Annotated in this window: 18 protein-coding genes; 13 read left to right on the forward strand and 5 right to left on the reverse strand. The window is 57.4% G+C overall.

From position 1 onward, the window contains the following. The first annotated feature begins 1 nt into the window (after position 1). Positions 2-679: an AroM family protein gene (locus tag BM323_RS16720; RefSeq protein ID WP_008106064.1), complete on the forward strand. Its 678-nt coding sequence runs from the start codon at positions 2-4 to the stop codon at positions 677-679. A 104-nt stretch (positions 680-783) separates the two neighbouring features. Then, positions 784-1,068: a pyrimidine/purine nucleoside phosphorylase gene (gene ppnP, locus BM323_RS16725; protein ID WP_008106067.1), complete on the forward strand. Its 285-nt coding sequence runs from the start codon at positions 784-786 to the stop codon at positions 1,066-1,068. Between the two features lie 154 nt (positions 1,069-1,222). Here the strand turns inward: ppnP and rdgC are convergent, their stop codons facing one another. Further along, a complete protein-coding gene (gene rdgC / locus BM323_RS16730) occupies positions 1,223-2,134 on the reverse strand; it encodes a recombination-associated protein RdgC (protein WP_008106069.1) in 912 nt (303 codons plus the stop codon). 145 nt (positions 2,135-2,279) lie between these two features. On the opposite strand from rdgC, the gene mak reads away from it, so the two are divergent. Then, positions 2,280-3,191 (forward strand): fructokinase, encoded by a 912-nt coding sequence (gene mak / locus BM323_RS16735; RefSeq protein WP_008106071.1) that lies wholly within the window; start codon positions 2,280-2,282, stop codon positions 3,189-3,191. A 54-nt stretch (positions 3,192-3,245) separates the two neighbouring features. Here mak and eat read toward each other — a convergent pair whose 3' ends face one another. Then, on the reverse strand, positions 3,246-4,610 hold the full coding sequence (gene eat / locus BM323_RS16740; RefSeq protein ID WP_008106073.1) for an ethanolamine permease: 1,365 nt from the start codon (positions 4,608-4,610) through the stop codon (positions 3,246-3,248). Positions 4,611-4,869: 259 nt separating this feature from the next. On the opposite strand from eat, the gene BM323_RS16745 reads away from it, so the two are divergent. Beyond that, positions 4,870-5,874: a phosphotransferase enzyme family protein gene (locus tag BM323_RS16745; RefSeq protein WP_008106075.1), complete on the forward strand. Its 1,005-nt coding sequence runs from the start codon at positions 4,870-4,872 to the stop codon at positions 5,872-5,874. 151 nt (positions 5,875-6,025) lie between these two features. Then, positions 6,026-7,117 carry an AraC-like transcriptional regulator QhpR gene (locus BM323_RS16750; RefSeq protein ID WP_008106078.1) on the forward strand — a complete coding sequence of 364 codons (1,092 nt, stop codon included), beginning with the start codon at positions 6,026-6,028 and terminating at the stop codon, positions 7,115-7,117. Here BM323_RS16750 and BM323_RS16755 read toward each other — a convergent pair. Then, complete coding sequence (locus BM323_RS16755; protein WP_008106079.1) at positions 7,047-7,466, reverse strand: cell envelope integrity TolA family protein; 420 nt, start codon at positions 7,464-7,466, stop codon at positions 7,047-7,049. The two genes, BM323_RS16750 and BM323_RS16755, sit on opposite strands and share 71 nt — an antisense overlap. Positions 7,467-7,620: 154 nt before the next feature. On the opposite strand from BM323_RS16755, the gene BM323_RS16760 reads away from it, so the two are divergent. From BM323_RS16760 to BM323_RS16770, 3 genes are read left to right on the forward strand one after another with little or no spacing between them, the layout of a single operon-like run. Then, a complete protein-coding gene (locus tag BM323_RS16760; RefSeq protein WP_008106082.1) occupies positions 7,621-8,298 on the forward strand; it encodes a CsgG/HfaB family protein in 678 nt (225 codons plus the stop codon). Positions 8,299-8,309: 11 nt separating this feature from the next. Then, complete coding sequence (locus BM323_RS16765) at positions 8,310-8,669, forward strand: DUF4810 domain-containing protein (RefSeq protein WP_008106083.1); 360 nt, start codon at positions 8,310-8,312, stop codon at positions 8,667-8,669. Next, on the forward strand, positions 8,666-9,319 hold the full coding sequence (locus BM323_RS16770; protein ID WP_008106085.1) for a DUF799 domain-containing protein: 654 nt from the start codon (positions 8,666-8,668) through the stop codon (positions 9,317-9,319). Before BM323_RS16765 ends, BM323_RS16770 begins: the two co-directional genes overlap by 4 nt. 75 nt (positions 9,320-9,394) lie before the next feature. On the opposite strand, the gene BM323_RS16775 is transcribed toward BM323_RS16770, so the two are convergent. Together BM323_RS16775 and sbcD are read right to left on the reverse strand one after the other, a co-directional pair. After that, on the reverse strand, positions 9,395-13,072 hold the full coding sequence (locus BM323_RS16775; protein ID WP_008106087.1) for an AAA family ATPase: 3,678 nt from the start codon (positions 13,070-13,072) through the stop codon (positions 9,395-9,397). After that, the gene (sbcD, locus tag BM323_RS16780) at positions 13,069-14,274 is read right to left on the reverse strand and encodes an exonuclease subunit SbcD (RefSeq protein WP_008106089.1); all 1,206 of its coding nucleotides are present in this window, start codon (positions 14,272-14,274) and stop codon (positions 13,069-13,071) included. Before sbcD ends, BM323_RS16775 begins: the two co-directional genes overlap by 4 nt. 197 nt (positions 14,275-14,471) lie before the next feature. Between sbcD and phoB the strand changes: the two genes are divergently transcribed. The 5 genes from phoB (at position 14,472) to brnQ (ending at position 20,937) form a co-directional block, all read left to right on the forward strand. Then, entirely contained in the window at positions 14,472-15,161 is a 690-nt protein-coding gene (phoB, locus tag BM323_RS16785; protein WP_007887040.1) for a phosphate response regulator transcription factor PhoB, read from the forward strand. Positions 15,162-15,181: 20 nt separating this feature from the next. Then, positions 15,182-16,492: a phosphate regulon sensor histidine kinase PhoR gene (gene phoR / locus BM323_RS16790; RefSeq protein ID WP_008106091.1), complete on the forward strand. Its 1,311-nt coding sequence runs from the start codon at positions 15,182-15,184 to the stop codon at positions 16,490-16,492. Positions 16,493-17,018: 526 nt separating this feature from the next. Continuing rightward, on the forward strand, positions 17,019-17,945 hold the full coding sequence (locus BM323_RS16795; protein ID WP_008104010.1) for a PstS family phosphate ABC transporter substrate-binding protein: 927 nt from the start codon (positions 17,019-17,021) through the stop codon (positions 17,943-17,945). A gap of 166 nt (positions 17,946-18,111) precedes the next feature. Next, positions 18,112-19,215 carry a cobalamin-independent methionine synthase II family protein gene (locus tag BM323_RS16800; protein ID WP_008104008.1) on the forward strand — a complete coding sequence of 368 codons (1,104 nt, stop codon included), beginning with the start codon at positions 18,112-18,114 and terminating at the stop codon, positions 19,213-19,215. 402 nt (positions 19,216-19,617) lie between these two features. Beyond that, on the forward strand, positions 19,618-20,937 hold the full coding sequence (gene brnQ / locus BM323_RS16805) for a branched-chain amino acid transporter carrier protein BrnQ (RefSeq protein WP_008104007.1): 1,320 nt from the start codon (positions 19,618-19,620) through the stop codon (positions 20,935-20,937).

The following is a 20,937-nucleotide window of genomic DNA, read 5'->3' on the forward strand; positions in this document are numbered from 1 at the left end:
TATGAATATCTCCCTGGTCACACTGACGATTGGTCAATCACCGCGCAGCGACATTTTGCCGCTGCTGCTGGAACATCTGCCTGCCGATCAGGTGGCGCATGCCGGTTTACTCGACGGTTTGACGCTGACCGAAGTCGAGCAGCAGTATGCGCCCGCGCCGGGCGAAACGGTGCTGGTGTCGCGCATGATCAGCGGCGAGCAGGTGCGCCTGTCGGGACCAAAAGTGGAGCAGGGACTGCAACATAAGATCAACGCGCTGGAAGAGCAGGGCTACGACACCATTCTGCTGCTGTGCACCGGCGAATTTGGCACGCTGAAAACGCAATCTGCCTTGCTGCTGGAGCCGGATCGCATCATCCCGCCGCTGGTTAAGGCGATTGTGCAACAACACAAAGTCGGCATTGTGGTGCCGGTGGCAGAGCAGATTGCCGAGCAGGCCAACAAGTGGCGCAATCTGGATACGCCGCCGTGCTTTGCCGTCGCCAGCCCGTATCTGGCGGAGCAGGCCGATTTGGTGGAAGCGGGATTGTCGCTGCAGGAGCAGGGCGCGGATGTGGTGGTACTGGATTGCATCGGCTATCACCAGAAGCACCGTGATTTCCTGCAGAAAATGCTGGGCATTCCGGTACTGCTGTCGAACGTGCTGGTCGCCAAGCTGGCGGCAGAATTGATCGTCTAATGCGGAGAGATCACAAGTTGCGATCTGTGGCGCTAATTCGCGTGACAGATCAGCGAGTTCCTTAGTAATCTGCCAGTCACGATAATGTGCTGTGAGGAAGTAATATGCTCAATACAAGTGAGTATTTCGACGGAAAAGTGAAATCCATTGGTTTCGACAGCGTGACCATTGGCCGTGCCAGCGTTGGCGTGATGGCGGAAGGTGAATACACCTTCGGCACCAACCAACCGGAAGAGATGACGGTGGTGAGCGGCGCGCTGAAAGTGCTGCTGCCAGGTGAAACCGAGTGGAAATGGTATGAAGCCGGCGCTGTGTTCAGCGTGCCAGGCCAGAGCGAATTCCATCTGCAGGTGGCCGAGCCTTCTTCCTATCTCTGCCGCTATCTCTAAACTTAAGATTTAGAACATCTTAAACCTGCGACTTCTGTTGGAAGCGCAGGTTTTTTTATTGCTGAGCAATAGGTGCGCATGAATGCGCACCCTACGAAAATCCGCGCAGGTCTGTCGTAGGGTCGCCATTCATGGCGACCTGGTTCGAGGGGAGTTAACGCTTCGCTTCGCCGCCTAACGCTTCGACCAGATTACTGATCAACGCAGCCAGTTCGCTGGTCATCAGAATGAAATCGGCATCGAAACGCTGGGCGAAATCGTCGCGGTCGATGTCATCATTCTGCTCACGCAGCGTGTCGCTGAACTTCAAGCGCTTCACTGAAGCATCATCGGCGATGACGAACTGAATGCGTTCCTGCCAGTCGAGCGCCAGTTTGGTGACCACTTTACCGGCTTCAATGTGCGTGGCAATCTCGTCAGAAATCAGGTCCTGCTTCTTACAGCGGATTACGCCGCCATCTTCCAGCATCGCTTTCAGCTCAGCTTCATCCATTAAGGCAAAACCGGCTGGCAGTTCACCTGAGCGCACCCATTCGGTCAGCGTCAGCTCGATCGGATTCTCCAGCGTTAACGGAACCACCGGCAGCGAACCGAGGCTTTTACGCAGCAGCGCCAGCGTATCTTCGGCTTTCTTAGCGCTGGCGCAATCGACGATGATCAGGTTATTAACGGTGTCGATCCACATATAAGTCTGGCTGAAACGGCTAAACGCGCGTGGCAGCAGGCTGTGCAGCACTTCATCTTTCAGCGAATCTTTCTCGGTTTTCTTCAGCTTGCGGCTCTGTTCCGCTTCCAGCTTGTCGATTTTGGCTTCCAGCGCCTGCTTCACCACCGGCGACGGCAGAATTTTTTGCTCGGTGCGCGCGCAAATCACCATCTGACCGTTGATTTCATGCGTCAGCGCTTCGCTACGGTTGCCCATCGGTGAAACCCAGCCGGTTTTCGCCATATCCTGGCTGCCACACGGCGAAAAGGTGAAGGCGTCGAGCTGCTTTTCCAGATCGTCTGCGGACAGCGGAATGTCACGATTCAGACGATAAACCATCATATTTTTAAACCACAACATCGGGATTCCTTACCGTGGGTGCGATCGGGCGCACAAGTCTCAAAGTCAGCGCGCATGATAGCGAAACATCGGATTGGTTTCATTGCCTTTCCCGATTCAGCCTTCTACTGTATTTGTCACCAGAACGAATAATGAGGAATAAATCGTGCGTATCGGGATTGATTTAGGCGGGACCAAAATTGAAGTGATTGCACTGTCTGATCAGGGTCAGGAACTGTTTCGTCATCGCGTTAATACGCCGCGTGACGACTACGCTGCCACGGTTCAGGCGATTGTCGATTTAGTGCTGCTGGCAGAAGAGAAAACCGGCCAGCAGGGCACGGTCGGCATCGGCATTCCCGGCACGATTTCGCCCTACACGCAGCGGGTGAAAAATGCCAACTCCACCTGGCTAAACGGTCAGCCGCTGGATAAGGATTTAGCGCAGGCGCTGAATCGTGACGTGCGCATCGCCAACGACGCGAATTGTCTGGCGGTTTCCGAAGCGGTGGATGGCGCGGGCGCGGGTCAGCCGCTGGTGTTCGCGGTGATCATTGGCACCGGATCGGGCGCGGGCGTGGCGATTGGCGGCGAGTCGCGCATTGGTGGTAACGGCAATGCCGGTGAGTGGGGCCACAACCCGCTGCCGTGGATGGACGAAGATGAACTGCGCCATCGCGCGGAAGTGCCCTGTTATTGTGGTTTGCAGGGCTGCATTGAGACCTTTGTATCGGGCACCGGTTTTGCAATCGATTATCAGCGTCTAAGCGGTAAAGCGCTGAAAGGTGCGGAAATCATCAAGCTGATTGAGCAGCAGGATCCGGTGGCGGAGCTGGCGATGAATCGCTACGAAATGCGTCTGGCGAAATCGCTGGCGCAGGTGGTGAATCTGCTTGATCCCGATGTGATTGTGTTGGGCGGCGGTATGAGTAATAACGATCGCCTGTATCAAACCGTGCCGGCATTGATGAAGCAGTGGGTGTTTGGCCGCGAATGTGAAACACCGGTGCTGAAGGCGGTGCATGGGGATTCGAGCGGTGTGCGTGGGGCTGCGTGGTTGTGGCCGGTTAAGGCGTGAGTTGATGTAAAAAGGTCGCCATAAATGGCGACCCTACAAAACCCCCAGCTAACATCACTTACCCACTAACATCGAATCCTGCGGCGCGTTATCGCGCTGAGCTTTGGTGGCCAGGAAGTAGACATATCCCACCGCCATAATCGCTACAAACAAGCCGCCAATCACCGGGTTAAACCACAGCATCGCTACGAGACACACCAGCGACAGCACCAGCGCAATGCCGGGCACAATCGGATAGCCCGGCGCACGGAAGCTGCGTTCCATCTCTGGCGCAGTGCGGCGCAGTTTAAACAGGCTCAGCATACTCATCAGATACATCACAATCGCGCCAAACACCGCCATGGTGATCATCGCGGCGGTCAGCGTCATGCCTTGCAGATTGATAAAGCCATCGCTGTAGATGGCGGCGATACCAATCAACCCCCCGGCGATAATCGCGCGGTGCGGCGTCTGGAAGCGCGACAGCTTGGCCAAACTCTGTGGCAGATAACCGGCGCGGGCGAGGGCGAAGAACTGGCGTGAATAGCCGAGAATAATGCCGTGGAAGCTGGCAATCAGCCCAAACAGACCAATCCACACCAGCATGTGCATCCAGTTGGAGTTTTCACCGACGATCATCTTCATCGCCTGCGGCAGCGGATCGTTGATGTCCGACAGCTTGCGCCAGTCACCAGCGCCACCGGCCAGCAGCATCACGCCAATCGCTAGCACCACCAGCGTCAGAATGCCGGTGATGTAGGCTTTGGGAATGGTGCGCTTCGGATCTTTGGCCTCTTCGGCCGCCATCGCCGCGCCCTCAATCGCCAAGAAGAACCAGATGGCGAACGGAATCGCGGCGAAGATGCCTGATATCGCGGGCATGCCGAAGTGATCGCTGCCCGCCCAGCCGTTAGCGGCAAAGTTGGCAATGCTGAAGCCTGGCGAAACCACGCCCATAAACACCAGCAGCTCCAGAACCGCCAGCACCGTGACTACCAATTCGAACATCGCCGCCAGCTTAACGCCGAGAATGTTCAGCGTCATGAAGACGATATAGGCGCCGACTGCGGCGGTTTTCGGATTGAGATCGGGATATTGCACGTTGAGGTAAGCGCCAATCGCCATGGCAATCGCCGGCGGTGCGAACACGAACTCAATCAGCGTGGCGAGGCCAGCGATCAAGCCGCCGGTTTCGCCGAACGCGCGGCGGCTATAGGCAAATGGGCCGCCCGCATGTGGAATCGCGGTGGTCAGTTCGGTGAAGCTGAAAATAAAACAGGTATACATGGTGGCGATCATCGCGGTGGTGATCAGGAATCCCAGCGTGCCCGCCACGCCCCAGCCGTAACTCCAGCCAAAATATTCACCAGAAATCACCAGTCCAACCGCAATGCCCCACAAATGCAGGGTGCCCAGCGTGGGTTTGAGCTTATTCGTCATCGTCTTTTCCCCGTCGTCATTGTTGGTGCGGCAGCTTCACCGCGCTTTTTTATCTTTGCGCTACAGTGAAGTGATAATGCCGCTGGCTGGCGCGGGAAAACTTGACGCGGGCGCAGTGAGTTTTGTCCTCCACGGTCAACTCTGAGGCAAGAAAAGTGCCAGATGCACGCTGCGGTCAACTTTGGGTTGTCTGCGGTCAAGCAGTCAGGACGACGTCATCCCATGCTGATACCACTTGCTTGATGCTGGAGATTGATGAATGAGTGCCGAACAATCCGATACCTTAACCGATGCTGAAATCACCCTGCTGGCGCATCAGGCGCTGGCCAGTTATCCCGCGGCACTGCGCGGCGAACTGAAGCTGTTGTGCCGCTCGGAAAATGCCACCTTCCTGGTGCATGCGGCGGGCAAACGCTACGCGCTGCGTCTGCATCGTCCTAACTATCACAGCAAAGCTGACATTCAGAGCGAGCTGCTGTGGCTGGATGCGCTGCGTGACATCGGCATCATGGTGCCGCAGGCGATCCCGGCCAGCGATGGCGCAACTGTGCTGACGCTGCCGATGGCAAATGGCGCAGAGCGTTATGCGGTACTGTTCCATTGGATCGAAGGTGACATGCCCACCACCGATGTCGATCCCAAAGCGTTTCAGCAGCTTGGTCACATCACCGCGCGTCTGCATCAGCACAGCCGCAGCTGGCAGAAACCAGCGGGTTTCCAGCGCATCATCTGGGATCATCACACCATGGTCAGCGATCATAGCCATTGGGGACGCTGGCAGGATGCACCGAACCTCAATCCGGCCGATCACGGCATCGTCGCCGAAGCGGTGGCGCGCGTCGGGCAAGAGCTGCAAGGCTTTGGCAAAGGGGCGGATCGTTATGGTTTGATCCACGCCGATCTGCGTCTGACCAATCTGCTGCTGCATAAAGGCGAAACGCGGGTGATCGATTTTGATGACTGCGGACTCGGCTGGTATCTGCACGATTTGGCGGCGGCGATCAGTTTCGTTGAGCATCATCCGCGCGCCGCCGAATGGGTAGATAACTGGATCCTCGGCTACGAAAAAGTGGCGCATATCAGCGATGAAGAGATGGCGCTGGTGCCGACGCTGCTGATCCAGCGCCGTATTCAGATGACGGCGTGGATGGGATCGCACGCGGAAACGGAAATGGCGCTGAGTCTCGGGCCGCGCTGGGCCGATCACTCCGTGCGCCTCTGCCGACGTTATCTGGAAACCAATCAGCTGCCGGTCGGCGTCTGATGCACCAGCAGTGAGCAGCTTTGCGCTGTCGCGGCGCAATTGAGGTCGCCATTAATGGCGACCCTACGACAAAATCCACGAATCACCCGCCTGGTACGAAAATTGCTGGAATCCTCAACCTGTTTCACTCGCGCCACACGCAGAGGTTCCGATGCAATCACTCATCACACCCACTGAAGCCTTCAGCGCCTTGTCCGTCAGCGCCAGCAATCGCGGCGTTTTGGCTGCGGCCGCCACTGGACTGAGCGGATTTATCACTGACAAAGGCGGCGATGTCGATCGCATCTTTGGCATCAGCGGCATCAACTCCGAACTGCTGGCGAGCCCCACGCTGAGCCTGGGTTTGGTGAACTATTGCCGCGTGATGGAAGAAGCGGCGCGTCATTCCGGTTTTGATAACTTCGGTTTGCATTACGGCAAGCAGTTCAAACCGCAGTCATTAGGCTTGATTGGGTATATCGGCCTCTGTTCGCCGACGCTGGAGCAGGCGTTGCACAACGTGGTGAATGCGTTTCCGTGGCATCAGCACGACACGCTGACGCGGCTGGTGGACAAAGGCGAGTGCTGGCGGCTCGATTATCAGGTACGCCACGGCGCGATCCTGTCACGACGTCAGGATGCGGAACTAACGCTCGGCATGTTCCTTAACTTGATCCGCCACGTCGCCGGCAAAAACTGGGCGCCGCGCGAAGTACACTTCGAACATCCGCGTCCAGAACAGTGGCACGAGCACTGCAAAGTGTTTGATGCGCCGGTGTGGTTTGATCAACCGTTCAACTCGTTGTTGATCCCGAAACGCGATCTGCTGCGAACCATGCCGGAGCAGGATCCGATGTTGCTGATGGTGATGCAGGATGCCATTCGCCGCCTGAACAGTTCTGCCAGCCTGCAAAGCGTGGTGGAACAGGCGCGATCGCAGGTGAATTTGTCACTGATGCAGGGCGAACTGGTGCTGGAAGAGATTGCCGAAAAAATGGGCTTGTCGAGCTGGTCGCTGCAACGGCGGCTACGCGAAGAGGGCATCAGTTTCACCGCGCTGGTGGACAAGGTGCGCTGCGAGATGGCAACGCATTATCTGCAACAGAAGCAGCTGCCGATTTCAGAAATGGCGCTGCTGCTCGGTTATTCCGAAGTCAGCGCCTTTTCCCGCGCCTTCCGCCGCTGGTTTGGCATCAGCCCGCGCCAGTGGCGCCAGGATGGCTCGGCGTCGCCGGGGCAAAACCGAACCACGCTGGCTGGTTAACCTCTGGCGGCGGCGGTAAATCTTTGCTTTGACCAATCAACTGCCACGCGCGCAGGCATAGCGTTTCGTCGCCTTGTGTCTGCGTCACCGCGTAGCGCCCGCTGTTTTGCCACTCGAGCCGCACCAGACATTGCTGACCGGCATAACGCCGCGCATCGCGGAAATGCTGGTTGAGCTGATGCTGCATCTCATCAGCCCATTTGCAGGATGCGCTGCCCGGCGCACTCTGCGGCTGGCACAGATTGACGATGCTATCCTGTTGCTTTGGCTGAGAATGCTGACAAGCGCTGAGCGCTACAACAATCATTAACCCGCCCAATAATCCCGCCATTCGATTAATTAAATTCATTAATGTGCCTGTATTTTCACTAAAGATCCTTTCCCTCACTGCCGACAGTCTACAGACCGACTCAACCAATGCTATGGCATTACTCTGACTGTCGGCAGAACCAGAATTTGCCGCAGCCTCGCGGCTTTATCCCCTTTTGATTCATGGATTAGAAATGCAGAAAAAATATGCCTTTGCGGCACTCTCCTTGTTAAGCGCCACGCTGCTCAGCGGCTGCGCGACCGAATCTTCACGCGCGATTGAAGCACCACAGGTGCGTGCGGCCAGCCAGCCCGCGTATCAGGGCGTGCGCAGCCCGATTGCGGTTGGCCAGTTTGATAACCGCTCCTCGTACATGAACGGCATTTTCTCCGATGGCGTTGATCGTCTTGGCAATCAGTCGAAAACCATTTTGGTCACGCACCTGCAGCAGACCAATCGCTTCAACGTGCTGGATCGCAGCAACCTGAAAGAGTTGCAGCAGGAAGCGGGCTTTAAGAAGAGCGAGCAGAACATCAAAGGTGCGACTTACATCATCACCGGCGATATCACCGAATTTGGTCGCAAAGAAGTGGGCGATCAGCAGCTGTGGGGCATTTTGGGGCGCGGTAAAAACCAGATCGCCTATGCCAAAGTCAACCTGAATGTGGTGGATGTCACTACTTCAGAAGTGGTGTACAGCGCGCAGGGCGCGGGTGAATTCAAGCTGTCAGCGCGTGAGATCGTCGGCTTCGGCGGTACCGCCAGCTATGACTCAACCCTCAATGGTAAAGTGATGGATCTGGCGATTCGTGAAGCGGTTGATCACTTAGTAGATGGCATTAACAGCGGCGCATGGCGTCCGGAGAAATAAGGATATTGAGCATGAAATTGTTGCAACTGAGTGCGGCGCTGATCGCTGCGGGCGTGCTGGCAGGCTGTGCACCAAAAGGGCCGGAACCGATCTATTACTGGGGCGATTACCAGCAGCAGATCTACAGCTACTACAAAAAAGATAGCGACCCGCAGAAGCAGATTGAAGCGCTGAATCTGGATATTGAAAAAGCCAAATCGGTCAACAAACCGGTCGCGCCGGGCTTGCACGCGCAGCTCGGTCTGCTGTACGCCAAAACCGGAGATACCGATAAAGCCTTCGGCCAGTTTGCCACCGAGAAACAGTTGTTCCCAGAATCCGCGCCATACATGGACTTTCTGATGAAGAAAAAACAAGGAGTTGCTCAGTGAAAAAGCTGATTGTTTCTTTAGGCGTGCTCGCCACGCTGCTGTTGACCGGCTGCGCGCACAAAAAACCGTACGACTACAGCGCCTTCCGCGCCAGCAAGCCGGCTTCGATTCTGGTGTTGCCTGCGGATAACCGCGCGCCGGATGTGAATGCGGCGAACAGCTTCACCTCGCTGGTAACGCGTCCGCTGGCGGAAGCGGGCTATTACGTGTTCCCGGTGGCGGTGGTGGATGAAACCTTCCAGCAAAACGGTTTAACCAACGGCCACGAAATTCAGGCTGTTAGCCCGCAGCGTCTGCATGACATCTTCCACGCCGACAGCGCGCTGTATATTTCGGTGACCGATTACGGCAGCAGCTATCAGGTGATTCAGAGCGTGACCAAGGTGTCGGCGACGGCGCGTCTGGTGGATCTGCGCAGCGGTAAAGAGATTTGGCAAGGCATTGCCACCGCCAGTGACGCGGAAGATGGCAACAACAATAACGGTGGCATTATTGGCATGTTGGTGTCAGCGGCAATCAAGCAGATTGCCAGCAATGTGACGGATAAGGCACACACCATCGCCGGGGTGACCAGCGCCCGTCTGCTGGCGCAGAACGAGCAGGGCGGTTTGCTGGTCGGCCCGCGTTATAAGTTGGCAACAGTGAGATAAAAAACCGGTGCGCATGAATGCGCACCCTACGAAAACCGCCGAAGCACCGTAGGGTCGCCATTCATGGCGACCTGATTATTCCCCTGGCAACTCCAGCTTGCTGTAACCCAGCCCATTCATCTTGCGGACGCGGATCTGCACCGGAATGCGCTCTTTCATCGCTTCTACATGGCTGATCACGCCGATGGTTTTGCCGCTGGCGTTCAGGGCGTCGAGCGCATCCAGCGCGGTGTCCAGCGTCTCGGCATCCAGCGTGCCGAAGCCTTCGTCGAGGAACAGCGATTCGATGCGCGTTTTATGACTCACCAAATCCGACAGCGCTAATGCCAGCGCCAGGCTGACGAGGAAACTCTCGCCACCCGACAGCGTGCGCGTATCGCGCGTGGCGTCGGCCTGCCAGGTATCCACCACTTCCAGCTCCAGTTCCTCGCTGACGCGGCGCTGCAGCAGATAGCGCCCGTGCAGGCGATCGAGCTGACGGTTCGCCAGCCACACCAGATGATCGAGCGTCAGCCCTTGCGCGAAGCGGCGGAATTTATCGCCTTTGGCCGAACCTACCAGATCGTTCAGACGGCCCAACTGCGCCAGCTCCACTTCATCGGTGTCGATTTGCGTCAGTAACGATTGCTGCTGTAAACGCTGTTGCGCATCGCTGTGCAACTGCTGCTGCGCTTCACCCTGTTGACGGGCATTGTCACGTAAAGTCACGCGCAGTTGTTCCAGCTGTTGCTGGATAGTGGCGGCGATCTCATCGTTGAGATCGGCCGGGCGCTGCTGCTGATGCGCCGTGCAGCGCTGAGTGAGCTGTTCGCTGAGAGTAATCTGCTGCTGGCGCTGCTGAGCGAGCGTTTGCAATTGTTGGCGCAGCTGCTGCATCTCGCCCTCATCCAGCAGGGCGGTACGCAGCGCTGTTTCATCCGCAAAATCACTCTGCTGCAGCGCGGCGAGGAAGGCGCTTTCTGCTGCTGCAGCGCGTTCACGCAAGGTGTGTTGCTGCGCAGCGATCTGCTCGCACTGGCCATTCAGGCTGTGCAGCGAGCTTTGTGCCTGCTGCCACTGCTGTAGCTGCTGCGCCAGCGCCTGTTCACACTGTTGCAGCGAGGCGTGCTGCTGCTGTCGGGCTTCCGCCACCCGACGATCGCCAAACAGCTGCTGACGCTGTTGTTGCTGCTGCTGGCGCTGCTGTTGCAGCGCGCTGAGCGTCTGCTGCAGCTCATCGAGCCGCTGCTGTTCACGCGCCAGATTCTGCTGCAGGCTGCTGCGCTCGCTTTCGGCTTTCGCCAGCTGCGGCTGCAACTCGCCGTGTAAGCGCTCATTTTCTTGCCATGCGATCCAGCGCTGTTGTAACGCGCGCAGCCAGCTTTCCCGCTCAGCCACATCTGGCAGGACGAGCTGATGCTGCGCCAGCTGTTGTTCCAGCTGCTGCGCCAGTTGCTGCATGGCGCTGCGCTCGCTGGCTTCGCGCTGGTTGATTTCATCCAGCGTCTGCTGCGTGCTGGCGATCTGCTGCTGCGCCAACTGCTGCTGATTCTGATGCTGCTGCCACAGCTGCTGCTGTTGCAGGTGCGCGTCCTTTGCCTGCTGCAGCGCACGCGCGGCGTTTTCCCGCGTCTGCAGCTGCTGTTGCTGCAACTGTTCCTGCGCATCCTGCTGCTGTTGCCACTGCGCAAAATCGTCCTGCTGCTCCAGCGTGCAGGTAAGTGCCAGCTCACCGCTCAGTGCTTGCCATTGGGTGTTTACCGTCGCCAGCTGCTGATCGTAATCGCTGATTTCCTGCTGCAACGCCTGCTGCTGTTGCAGCGACAGTTTCTGCTGCTCGCCTTTGGCGGTGCCGGACTCTTTCAGCTGCGCCACGCGCGTTTCCAACGTGGCCAGACGCTGCTGATTGGCGCCAGGCTCAAGCTGCTGATATTGCGCGATCGCCGGATGCTGGCACGAGCCGCACAGCGGGCAGGGCTGATCTGGCTGCAGTTTGGCGCGCTCGTCGGCCAGTTGGGCGATGGTGCGCTCCAGCTCGCAGATTTTGCGCACATCAAGCAGCGCCTGATGTTCCCGTTTGTACTCTTCGCGCAGCGCCTGCAACGCTTGTTCAGCGTCCTGATGCTGCTGCTGCAGCTGCGCCAGTTTCTGCTGACGCTGCAACCGCTGCGGCTGCAACGCGCGCCACTGCGCGGCGAGCAGGCTGAGCTGTTGGCGCGCAGGGCGTTGGGTTTGATGCTGCGTCAGGGCTTCGCGCAGTTGCGCGCTGCCGATCTCCGCCTCAAGCGAAGTCAGTGCTTGCTCCGCTTGCAGACGCTGCTGTGCGGCCTGCGCTTCGGCTTGCTGCAACGGTTGCGCCGCCTGTTCACGCTGAGCCTGCGCCTGTTGATGCTGCTCCAGCTGGCTGCGTTGCTGTTGGTGCTGTGCGATGAGCTGCGTCAGCGTCTGCTCGCGCTCATCCAGCCGGGCGATCTCCGCCTGCCAGCGCGTCAGTTCAGCGCCCCAATGGGCGACAGCGGCTTCGCGGGTGCGGAATTCCTGCTGCTGCGCCAGCTGTTGTTGTAAACGTTCACTTACCTGCTGTTGCTGGCTCAGCGCGGTTTGGCTGCTTTGCAGCGCCTGTTGCTGCTGCAGATGCAGCCGCTGCTGTTCATCCAGCTGCTGCGAGGTGGTGGTGATCTGTTGATCGAGCGGGATAACCTGCTCGGTCAGCAGCGTTTCAAGCTGCTGCTGTTGCTGTAACGCCTGCTCGCGCGCCTGCTGTGCGGCCTGATATTGGTTTTCGCCCTGTTGCAGCGCGGTTTTGGCTTGCAGCAGTTGCGCCTGCAGCTGCTGCGATTGCTGTTCCAGCGTGCGGAGATCGCCCTGCAGCTGTTCGCGCTGCTGTAGCTTCTCGCGCAGTTTTTCTGCCGGTTCGGCCCGCGCCAGCCGCTGACGATCGCCATCCGCCTGCTGCCACGCCTGTTGCGCGGCAAGCAGCGTCTGCTCGGCCTGTTGCTGTTCCTGCGTCAGCTGTTGTTGTTGCACCAGCCATTGTTGCTGATGCTGCGCCAGCGTCAGCTGCTCGCTCAGCGATTTCTCCTGCTCAGCGAGTTCTGCCAGCTGCTGCGTCAGCTCTGCACGGCGCGCTTCATCAAGCAGCGACATACCACCGGCGCGGGCGCGCAGCGTATCCAGCTCGCTGCGTGCGGTGCGCCAGCGTTCGTAGATCTGCACGGAGATTTGTCCGTAGATTTCGGTGCCGGTCAGCTCTTCCAGCAATTCGGCGCGTTCGCCGGGTTTGGCATTCAGGAAGGCGGCAAACTGGCCTTGTGACAACATCATCGAGCGGGTAAAACGGGCGAAATCGAGTCCCGACAGGGTTTCAATCGCTTTCAGCTTGTCGCCGACTTTATCGGCGATGATCTGATTATCCGCGACGCGCGCCAGCTCGACGCGCGGGGCCTGCAATTTGCCGTCAGCCTGACCGCGCGCGCGGTTTTGGCTCCAGAAGGCGCGCCAGGCTTCGCCTTTGATCTCAAACTCCACTTCTGCCAGACACTCGGCGGTATCGCGTGTGATCAGCTCATTCTGGGTTTGCGACAGCGTGCCGAGACGTGGCGTTTGGTGATAGAGCGCCAGACAAATCGCATCGAGTAAGGTGGTTTTGCCCGCGCCGGTGGCGCCGGTAATGGCAAACAATCCGTTGCTGGCAAAGGGCTCACGGCGGAAATCGATAAACCATTCGCCGCGCAGCGCATTGAGGTTCTTAAAACGTAGCGTCAAAATTTTCATGCAGATGGATTCTCCAGCGCGGCAAGCTGGGTGCGGAATAGCTGCGTTAACTGCTCGGCCTGCTCGGCATCCAGCTGATCTTCCTGCGCCAGTCGGCGGGCAAACACTTCTTCCACTTTTAATTCGCTCAGGGTTTCGTTCTCCAGCCGCTCGAGGCTGCGCTGCCGCTGTTCGCGGCTGCGGCGCACCAGCAGCACTTCGACCGGCAGATTTTCGGTTAATGCTTCAATGCGACGCTGCAGATCGCTGAGATATTCCTGCGTGGTGATCTCAATATCCAGCCAGGTTGGCTGCTCGCTGGTGCTTTCGCTGAACTGCGCCAGCTGATGTTCAATTTCCGCCATCGAGCCTTTCAGCATCTGCATCGGCTGGAAGTGCGGAATGGTCAGCGGCGTCACTTCCTTGAGCTTGTCGCCAAATTCCAGCAGGAAGACGCTTTTGTCGCGGCCAAGCTCATCAAAACTGAGCGGAATCGGCGAGCCGCTGTAACGAATGTGCTCGCTGTTGGCGATGCGCTGGGCGCGATGAATGTGACCGAGCGCGATGTAATCCGCTGGCGGAAACGCCTGCGCCGGGAAGGCATCCAGCGTGCCAATATAGATGTCGCGCACCGAATCGCTTTTGGTGACGCCAACGGTGGTGAGATGGCCGGTGGCGATAATCGGCAGCGCGCTGTTCATTGACTGCGCGGCGGCGAAACAGTGCTGATAATGCTGCTCAATCGCCTCCAGCAGCGAGATCTGCTTCTCGCGACCGGATTGGCCGGCCTGGCTGCGCAAAATATCGCGTGGACGCAGATAAGGAATGGCGCACAGCAGCGCACCCGGCGCGCCATCGCGCTGCTTCAGGGTTAATACCTGCTGCTCGCCCTGCGGTGTGGCGCTGGTGATCACCTGCGTATTCAGGCAGGCCAGCAGCTCGCGCGATTCATTCAGCGTCGCCACCGAATCGTGATTGCCCGCCAGCACCACCAATTGACAGCCGCTTGGCTGCAGCGCCACCACAAAACGGTTAAACATTTCACGCGCATAGCTCGGCGGCGAACCGGTATCAAACAGGTCGCCCGCGATAATCAGCGCATCCACCTGATGCTGCACAATCTGATCCAGCAGCCAGTCGAGAAACGCCTGATGTTCCCTCGCGCGACTTTTGCTGTAAAAGAACTGACCGAGATGCCAGTCAGCGGTGTGAATGATGCGCATGTTTGCTCCGTGCTCTGTTTAGCGAAGGCGAATTATAACCACTTAAGATCACAAAGAAAAAAAGCAGATTTTTATTGTCACATTTCTGTTTTTTATCTATCTATCTTAGGGCGGCTTTTTCATAAAAGTGTCACAAAACTGACGCATAATGGCGCCGCAAATCCCAGTGACACGTTGTCACACTAGCAGGAGTTACAATGGCTAAGCGCATTTTGGTTGTGGAAGACGAAGCTCCCATCCGTGAAATGTTATGTTTCGTGCTGGAACAGAATGATTACCAGCCTATTGAGGCGGAAGATTATGACAGCGCGATTGGTAAGCTGATCGAACCCTGGCCTGATTTGATTCTGCTGGACTGGATGTTGCCCGGCGGCAGCGGAATTCAGTTTATTAAGCATTTAAAGCGTGAAGCGATGACGCGTGACATCCCGGTGATGATGCTGACGGCGCGCGGTGAAGAAGAGGATCGCGTGCGCGGTCTGGAAGTGGGCGCGGATGATTACATCACCAAGCCATTCTCACCCAAAGAGCTGATGGCGCGTATCAAAGCGGTGATGCGCCGTATTTCACCGATGGCGGTGGAAGAGGTGATTGAGATGCAGGGCCTGAGCCTTGATCCTTCCTCACATCGCGTGATGTCGGAAACCACGCCGCTGGAGATGGGGCCGACCGAATACAAACTGCTGCACTTCTTTATGACGCACCCGGAACGCGTGTACAGTCGCGAACAGCTGCTGAACCACGTTTGGGGCACCAATGTGTATGTCGAAGATCGCACCGTCGATGTGCATATTCGCCGTTTACGTAAAGCGCTGGAATTGACCGGCCACGATCGCATGGTTCAAACCGTTCGCGGAACAGGGTATCGTTTCTCTGCCCGCTACTAAACGTAAACGGAGTTTTTACCGTGCTGGAACGACTCTCCTGGAAGAGATTGTTGACCGAGCTGGCGCTGGTCTGTTTACCTGCGCTGGTGTTGGGTCTGTTGTTCGGATATCTGCCGTGGCTGCTGCTGATTGCGGTGACCGGCGTGATGTTCTGGCACTTCAGAAATCTGATGCGTCTGTCGCACTGGTTGTGGGTCGATCGTTCAATGACGCCGCCCACCGGACGCGGCAGCTGGGAACCGCTGTTTTATGGCCTGTATCAGATGCAGTTACGCAACCGGCGTCGTCGCCGCGAGCTGGGCAATCTGATCAAACGTTTCCGCAGCGGTGCCGAATCGCTGCCGGATGCGGTGGTGCTGACCACCGAAGAGGGCACCATTTTCTGGTGCAACGGTTTGGCGCAGCAGCATCTTGGCTTGCGCTGGCCGGAAGATAACGGTCAGAACATCCTCAATTTACTGCGTTATCCTGAATTCTCCCGCTATATCCGCCAGCGCAAGTTCGATACGCCGCTGACGCAGATCCTCAATAATCAGCATCATATGGAATTCCGCGTGATGCCTTACAGCGAAGGTCAGTGGCTGATGGTGGCGCGTGATGTCACCCAAATGCACCAGCTGGAAGGCGCGCGACGCAACTTCTTTGCCAACGTCAGTCATGAACTGCGTACGCCGCTAACGGTGTTACAGGGTTATCTGGAAATGATGGACGACGCGGTGATGAACGAGCGCACGCGCAGCAAGGCGTTGCACACTATGCAAGAGCAGACGCGTCGCATGGACAGCCTGGTGAAGCAGTTGCTGACCTTGTCGCGTATCGAAGCGGCGCCAGCCATCGATCTGAAAGAGACGGTGGATGTGCCGGGCATGCTGCTGCTGTTGCAGCGTGAAGCGGAAACGCTGAGTCAGGGACGTCACACCATCCATTTCCATACCGATCCGCACCTGAAAGTGTTCGGCAACGATGAGCAGTTGCGTAGCGCCATTTCCAATCTGGTCTATAACGCAGTGAATCACACGCCGGATGGCACGCGCATCGATATCAGCTGGTTGCGCACCAAACAAGGCGCGCAGTTTAAGGTGTGTGATGACGGGCCGGGCATCAGCGAACAGCATCTGCCGCGTCTTACCGAACGTTTCTATCGTGTGGACAAAGCGCGTTCGCGCGCCACCGGCGGCAGCGGGTTGGGGCTGGCGATCGTGAAGCATGCGCTGGGCCATCATAATGCGCGGCTGGAAATCACCAGCGTGCCGCATCAGGAAACCTGTTTCAGCTTCCTGCTGCCACCACGCTTGATTGTGGCTAGCGCTCTGCAAGAGCGGGTTAATTAAGGTTTGCACATCCATGGCGTAATGCCGCTCAGTTAAGCATAGAGCGGCTTTCGTTCGCCCTAAGCTGAGGCAGTTGCAGCACCCTTGTGCGGCGACCGAGCAGAGAGCGCCTGGCCGCGCCCTCTGCACTCCCGGGCCTTGCGCCAGCCCAACCCGCCGCTGCGCGGTACCTTCACTCAATCACGATTCCTGACGGACCGGCGGCGATTCGCTCCTGCTCAGCGCCACCTCTCGCCGCATCCATGCGGCTCGCCCTGGAATCCCTCATTCGTTCAGCGAGTTAGGATGTCGCCTCAACACCCGCGCTGCACCATCAAGGCATAATTTTGACTCGCCATCGCTACAAGTCTCGTAGGGTCGCCATTTATGGCGACCTGGTGCGCATAAATGCGCACCCTACGGGATTTTCGTAGGGTTGCCATTCATGGCGACCGCTTCGCGCTTAACTGACAACCTTTACGCAATTTATTGCGCGATAAATCACGCCGCTCCAGAATAGGCGTCTCATTAAATTGCGGAATCGCCAATGAAATCGCTGTTGCTATCCCTCTTGTTGCTTTGCTCTGCTTTAGCACACGGCCAACAAACCATGCTAACCGGCAATCTGAGCAGCGTCGGATCGGATACGTTGGGTTATCTGATGACCTTGTGGGGCGAGGATTTTAGCCGCCAGTCGCCGGGCGTGAACGTTCAGGTGCAGGCGGCGGGATCGTCTACCGCACCGACCGCGCTGGCCGCCGGTGCTGCACAATTGGGCGCGATGAGCCGCCCGATGCAGATCGACGAACGTCAACTTTTCATTGCGCGCTACGGCTATCCGCCGCTGGCGGTGCCGGTGGCGATGGATGCGCTGGTGGTGGTGGTCAATCAGGACAATCCGCTGCCGCGTATCGCGCCGCAACAACTCGATGCGCTGTTTTCCATTACGCGTCTGTGCGGCGGGCAGCAGGTGCCGCAGCGCTGGGGCGATCTCGGCTTGAGCGACAGCCAGTGGGCAGCGCGTAGTATTCAGCGTTATGGCCGTAACTCGGCGTCGGGTACCTGGGGTTTCTTCAAGCAGCAGGCGCTGTGTAAAGGCGATTTTCGTGCTGACGTCGCTGAATTCCCCGGTTCCGCTGCGGTAGTGCAAGCCGTTGCCGCCACGCCTAACAGCATCGGTTACGCCAGTTTTGGCTTTCATCTCAGCGGCGTGAAAATGCTGCCGGTGGTCACGGCGAATGGCGACAGCGTGATGCCGGATGCCGAATCCATTCGCAGCGGCCGCTATCCGTGGTCGCGCCCGCTTTATATTTACGTCAACAAAGCGCCTGGCAAACCGCTGCCGCCGCTGGTTAATGCCTTTCTGCATCAGGTGTTGTCGCCACAAGGACAGCGTCGGGTGAGCGAGGCTGGCTATCTGCCGTTGTCAGATAGCCAGATGGCGCAAGCGCGGGCGGCCATTGAGGGAAATTGAAGAACGTGCATCTGAACATGAAATAGTTTCATGTAAGCTGAATTTTCTTCCGTTGCCGAAATTGTAACAGCGTGGCATTCTTCTCGGACATATAGCCGTCCAGATGGCTGAAATAACCCAGCGAAATTATACCCTGACGCAACTAAGCGCTCAGCGAGGAGATAAGATGCCACGTCATAACCCGTTCCGCGCCGATACCGTCGGCAGTTTTCTGCGTCCCGCTGCCATCAAGCAGGCGCGTGTGCAGTTTGCCAATGGCGACATCAATGCTGATCAACTGCGTCAGGTGGAAGATCGTGAAATCCGTCATGTGGTGGAGCAGCAGCGCGCCAACGGTCTGCAGATCGTTACCGATGGTGAATTCCGTCGCGCATGGTGGCACTTCGACTTCTTCGGCGATCTGCACGGCGTTGAGCTGTTCGAAGCGGAGCAGGGCATTCAGTTCAATGGCGTGCAGACCAAAGCGCACGGCGTGAAAGTCACCGGTAAAGTAGCCTTTAATCCTGAACACCCAATGCTGGATCATTTCCGCTTCCTGCAAAGCGTAGCGGGCGATGCGGTTGCCAAGATGACCATTCCCAGCCCAAGCGTGCTGCACTTCCGCGGTGGCCGCAAGGTGATCGATGCCACGGTTTATCCCGATCTGAAAGATTACTTCGCCGATCTGGCCCAGACCTACAAAGACGCAATTAAAGCGTTTTACGCGGCTGGTTGCCGTTATCTGCAGCTGGATGACACGGTGTGGGCGTATCTGTGCTCTACCGAACAGCAGCAACAGATCCGCGAACGTGGTGAAGATCCGCAGGAACTGGCGCGCATCTATGCTGAGGTGCTGAATACCGCGCTGGAAGGTAAGCCAGAAGATCTGACCGTCGGGCTGCATGTGTGTCGCGGCAACTTCCGCTCAACCTGGATCTCCGAAGGTGGCTATGAGCCGGTCGCCGAAGTGCTGTTTGGCGGCGTGAATATCGATGCTTTCTACCTTGAGTATGACAACGAACGTTCAGGTGGCTTCGAGCCGCTGCGCTTCCTCAAGCCTGGTCATCAGCAAGTGGTGCTGGGTTTGATCACCACCAAAACCGGCGAGCTGGAAGATGCGGAGCAGGTAAAAGCGCGTCTGCAGGAAGCAGCACAGTTCGTCAGCCTCGATCAAATCTGCCTCAGCCCGCAGTGTGGCTTTGCTTCTACCGAAGAGGGCAACAGCCTGAGCGAAGAGCAGCAGTGGCAGAAGATTCGTCTGGTGGTCGATATAGCAAGAACAGTCTGGTAATTCCGTAAAGTTAGCCAAACAGGCGCGTAAATCGCGCCTTTTGTGCATCTGCAGGTCGATTTATGCAAAGAGATCTCCCGCGCTGAGGAAACTTTTAGCAAATCATCTGAGGTGTTTTCCTACAATTCCACCGTGATTCACTGCTTTCTCCCGCTATCTTGTTATATCCTTCTGGTTTTCCGATCCCGTATTGCCTTTCTTCGCTATAAACGTTCTAATTTGCGCCGTTGTCGATTTATCCCTCTGCGAACAGAAGAAAAGTAGATTAAATCACCTGCGCTTTAACGATTAGTCCCGCATAACACGCTGGCCTTGCCGAATAAGTCCTTGTTTTAGCGCATCCAGAGGACAACACGAACTCAACTTCCACCGCAACATCAGCTACAGGCAGTACAGAAGTTTATGACACATCGTTTAACCTCCAAGGATATCCTGGCGCTGGGCTTCATGACGTTTGCCCTGTTCGTTGGCGCAGGAAATATCATCTTCCCACCGATGGTGGGGATTCAGTCTGGCGAACACGTTTGGATTGCGGCCTTCGGCTTCCTGATTACCGCTGTTGGCTTACCGGTGATTACCGTTATCGCGCTGGCGCGCGTGGGCGGCGGCATTGATGCGCTGAGCTCGCCGATTGGTAAAGCCGCAGGCTTGCTGCTGGCGACCGTTTGCTACCTGGCTGTTGGCCCGCTGTTTGCCACGCCGCGTACCGCTACCGTTTCCTTTGCCGTTGGTATTGCACCGCTGACCGGCGATGGCGCGCTGCCGCTGTTCATCTACAGCCTGATTTACTTCGCGCTGGTGATTGGCATCTCGCTGTATCCGGGCAAACTGCTGGATACCGTTGGCCACTTCCTCGCACCGCTGAAAATTCTGGCGCTGATTGTGCTCGGCGTTGCCGTACTGATCTGGCCTGCCGGTGGCGTTTCGCCGGGTACCGAAGAGTATCAGCGTGCCGCCTTCTCCAGCGGTTTCGTCAATGGTTATCTGACCATGGATACGCTGGGTGCGCTGGTGTTCGGTATCGTTATCGTCAATGCGGCGCGCTCTCGCGGTGTTGAAGATGCCAAACTGCTGACGCGCTACACCATGTTGGCGGGCATCATCGCTGGTATCGGTTTGACGCTGATTTACCTGACGCTGTTCAAGCTCGGTAACGATAGCGGCGCATTAGTGGCGCAGAGCGCCAACGGTGCTGAGATTCTGCATGCATACGTGCAGCAGACCTTCGGCGGCATGGGCAGCTTCTTCCTCGCCGCGCTGATCTTCGTCGCCTGCATGGTGACGGCGGTTGGCCTGACCTGCGCCTGTGCAGAATTCTTTGCGCAATACGTTCCGCTGTCGTATAAAACGCTGGTATTTATTCTGGGTCTGTTCTCAATGGTGGTGTCGAACCTCGGCCTGAGCCATCTGATTCAGATCTCGATTCCGGTGCTGACAGCGATTTATCCGCCATGCATCGTGCTGGTGGTCCTGAGCTTCACGCTGAAGCTCTGGAACAAAAGTTCGCGTATCATCGCGCCGACCATGCTGGTAAGCCTGCTGTTCGGTATCGTTGATGCCATCAAAACCACCAGCTTTAAAGACGTGTTGCCGCTGTTCAGTCAGCATCTGCCGCTGGCCGATCAGGGACTTTCCTGGTTGCCGCCATCGCTGGCGATGCTGGTGATTGCCGCGGTAGTTGATCGGGCAAAAGGACGTGAGCAGGTCGCAGTTCATCAGTAA

Origin of the sequence: Pantoea sp. YR525 (genome assembly GCF_900116775.1) — a bacterium.
Lineage (GTDB): Bacteria > Pseudomonadota > Gammaproteobacteria > Enterobacterales > Enterobacteriaceae > Pantoea > Pantoea symbiotica.

Coding starts and splice junctions, on each gene's coding strand:
- BM323_RS16720 (WP_008106064.1), top strand. CDS start 2: ATGAATATCTCCCTGGTCACACTGACGATTGGTCAATCACCGCGCAGC.
- ppnP (WP_008106067.1), top strand. CDS start 784: ATGCTCAATACAAGTGAGTATTTCGACGGAAAAGTGAAATCCATTGGT.
- rdgC (WP_008106069.1), bottom strand. CDS start 2,134: ATGTTGTGGTTTAAAAATATGATGGTTTATCGTCTGAATCGTGACATT.
- eat (WP_008106073.1), bottom strand. CDS start 4,610: ATGACGAATAAGCTCAAACCCACGCTGGGCACCCTGCATTTGTGGGGC.
- BM323_RS16745 (WP_008106075.1), top strand. CDS start 4,870: ATGAGTGCCGAACAATCCGATACCTTAACCGATGCTGAAATCACCCTG.
- BM323_RS16750 (WP_008106078.1), top strand. CDS start 6,026: ATGCAATCACTCATCACACCCACTGAAGCCTTCAGCGCCTTGTCCGTC.
- BM323_RS16755 (WP_008106079.1), bottom strand. CDS start 7,466: ATGAATTTAATTAATCGAATGGCGGGATTATTGGGCGGGTTAATGATT.
- BM323_RS16760 (WP_008106082.1), top strand. CDS start 7,621: ATGCAGAAAAAATATGCCTTTGCGGCACTCTCCTTGTTAAGCGCCACG.
- BM323_RS16765 (WP_008106083.1), top strand. CDS start 8,310: ATGAAATTGTTGCAACTGAGTGCGGCGCTGATCGCTGCGGGCGTGCTG.
- BM323_RS16775 (WP_008106087.1), bottom strand. CDS start 13,072: ATGAAAATTTTGACGCTACGTTTTAAGAACCTCAATGCGCTGCGCGGC.
- sbcD (WP_008106089.1), bottom strand. CDS start 14,274: ATGCGCATCATTCACACCGCTGACTGGCATCTCGGTCAGTTCTTTTAC.
- phoB (WP_007887040.1), top strand. CDS start 14,472: ATGGCTAAGCGCATTTTGGTTGTGGAAGACGAAGCTCCCATCCGTGAA.
- BM323_RS16795 (WP_008104010.1), top strand. CDS start 17,019: ATGAAATCGCTGTTGCTATCCCTCTTGTTGCTTTGCTCTGCTTTAGCA.
- BM323_RS16800 (WP_008104008.1), top strand. CDS start 18,112: ATGCCACGTCATAACCCGTTCCGCGCCGATACCGTCGGCAGTTTTCTG.
- brnQ (WP_008104007.1), top strand. CDS start 19,618: ATGACACATCGTTTAACCTCCAAGGATATCCTGGCGCTGGGCTTCATG.